Genomic DNA, 1,682 nt, shown 5'->3' with positions numbered 1-1,682 from the left:
CTCGAGGAGACGACGGCGAGGTGCGTGCCGCGGGCGGCCAGGGCGTCGAGCAGGGCGACGCTGCCGGGGTAGGCCGCCACGCCGTCGCGCTCCAGCACGGCGTTGAACGCCTCGTTCTTGCGGTTGCCCAGACCGCACACGGTCTCGGCGGTCGGGGGGTCCGACGGATCGCCGTCGGGCAGGGTGATGTCGCGCGAGGCCAGGAAGGCCCGCACGCCGTCGTAGCGGGGTTTGCCGTCGATGTAGGCGAAGTAGTCGTCGTCGGAGTACGGCGCGAACGCTTCTCCGGTCGTGGTCGAGCGGGCGGTGAGGTAGTCGGTGAACATCTCCGACCACGCGGCCATGTGCACGATGGCCGTGGGGGTGATGACCCCGTCGAGGTCGAACAGGGCAGCATCAAAGGGAGTCCAGTCCACGCGCGCCATCGTAGGTGCTGTGGCGGGGAGCGCACGTCGCGGCACGACCGGTGTGCGCAAGGATGGGCGAGTGACTGTCAGTGACCACCCTGCCCGCACGCCGGACGACCTGCTCGAGTCGGTGACCGAGTACGTCGCCGAGCATGGCGTCGGGGACTTCAGCCTGCGCCGGTGCGCCGAGGCCATCGGCACCAGCCATCGGATGTTGTCGTACCACTTCGGCTCGCGCGAGGGGCTGCTGCGCGCGGTCGTGGACGAGGTGGCGGTGCGGTCGCGCTCGATGCTCGCGCGGTTGGTCGGGGCGCGGCCCCTGACGCGTCGGGCGGCGGCGGGCGTGGTCGACGAGGCGGTGCTCGATGAGGACGCCCGGCGCGCCGCCGCGCTGATGATCGAGGTGGCCTACCTGCGGATGCACACCGATCTCGTCGGGTCGTACGAGGACCACCTGGCCGCGTGGGAACCGCTGACCACCCGGCAGCTCGGCGAGGGGCTCACCCCGGCGCAGGCACGGACACGCGCCCGGTTGGCGATGGCGGTGCAGCTGGGGCTGGCGTACGACCTGGCCGTGACCGGTGACACCGAGGCCGTGGCCGCAGCGCAGCGGGACTGGCTCGATCTGGCGTTGGCGCTGGACGACCGCGCCGTGCAGCGCGCCACGCAGCGCCGCGCGCGCCCGGCGTGGTGATCAGGGTTCTGCCGGCGTCCTCGTGAGGGCGGCGTATCGCGCGCGTTGGTGAGGACCCGGCGGGGTAGGGCTCCTTCTCAGTGGCGCGGGACGTACTCCCACGGGGTGGCCTTGAGGCGGGCGCGGGCGATGACGTCGAACGGTGCCGGGCCGGCGTCGGCGGGGTCGATGGCCACGGGCTCCCACGTCGGCTCGGAGCCATCGCCCAGGGCGAGGTCGAGGCTCTGCGGGGTGCGCTGATTGGCGATGCCGCGGTAGCCCGGCCACCACAGGCGCACGCTGGCCCGGTCACCGCGGGCCAACCCGACCCGCTGCGTCACCACGGTCGTGCCGCCGGGCGAGCGGTCACTGGCTAAGACCCGGATGCGCAGGTCCGTTCGACCCTGGGTCAGCCGGAACGCCGGCACGCCTTCGACCCAGCACGCCGAGCGACCGGTGTTGCGCGCGACGACCTGCGTCGCGGTCGTGCCGGAGGCGGCGTCCCACCCGGTGGTCTCGAACGTCAGGTCACCCGCGCGACAGGGCCGCGACGCCTTCACCGGCGAGGTGGGCGCCGTGGGGGTGGGGGCGGTCGCCGTCGG

The 1,682-nt window shown here is 73.4% G+C and carries 3 protein-coding genes; 1 reads left to right on the top strand and 2 read right to left on the bottom strand.

What is annotated here, in order from left to right:
• Window positions 1-425, bottom strand: a 425-nt coding sequence (locus tag KD1_RS15870) for an HAD family hydrolase (RefSeq protein ID WP_157073427.1), incomplete at its 3' end; no start/stop codon positions are given.
• A gap of 61 nt (window positions 426-486) precedes the next feature.
• On the opposite strand from KD1_RS15870, the gene KD1_RS15865 reads away from it, so the two are divergent.
• Window positions 487-1,101 carry a TetR/AcrR family transcriptional regulator gene (locus KD1_RS15865; RefSeq protein ID WP_068403532.1) on the top strand — a complete coding sequence of 205 codons (615 nt, stop codon included), beginning with the start codon at window positions 487-489 and terminating at the stop codon, window positions 1,099-1,101.
• 77 nt (window positions 1,102-1,178) lie between these two features.
• Here KD1_RS15865 and KD1_RS15860 read toward each other — a convergent pair.
• Window positions 1,179-1,682: DUF4232 domain-containing protein (locus tag KD1_RS15860; protein ID WP_157073425.1), on the bottom strand; the 504-nt coding region annotated here is incomplete at its 5' end.

The sequence above is a fragment of the Kribbia dieselivorans NBRC 106261 genome (assembly GCF_001552435.1).
Classification (GTDB): Bacteria; Actinomycetota; Actinomycetes; order Actinomycetales; family Dermatophilaceae; genus Kribbia; species Kribbia dieselivorans.
Note: the sequence above shows the minus strand (reverse complement) of the source record. Positions and strands in the feature narration are given on the sequence as shown.